Annotated in this window: 1 pseudogene; it reads left to right on the forward strand. The window is 48.4% G+C overall.

Going from position 1 to position 337, the window contains the following annotated elements:
• Positions 1–337, forward strand: a pseudogene (locus BHC51_RS12600) (hypothetical protein); the annotation flags it as partial.

The raw sequence follows: 337 nt of genomic DNA on the forward strand, positions 1-337 counted from the left end.
CCGGTCTGAGCAGTCTGTCAAGTAGTCTGAGTACGATTACCGAAAACCAGATGGGTGACATGTCTGGTACTGTTTCCCGCTTAAATGAAAATGTAAGCAGTTTATCTACTGGGCTGAGTACTATCGATGGCAGTGTAACTGCATTGCAGCAGAATGCATTGCAATGGAATGGCCAAGTCTATGATGCTACCCGTGAGGGCAGTACCCAAATACTGACCGGTATTAAGGAAGGCCGGGTAGAAGCAGATTCAACGGATGCCATCAACGGTTCACAGCTGCACAGTCTGTCAACTGTGACACAGACAGGACTGGATACTGCTACTTCAGGCCTGAACAG

Source organism: Snodgrassella alvi (assembly GCF_002777745.1).
Taxonomy (GTDB): Bacteria; Pseudomonadota; Gammaproteobacteria; order Burkholderiales; family Neisseriaceae; genus Snodgrassella; species Snodgrassella alvi_D.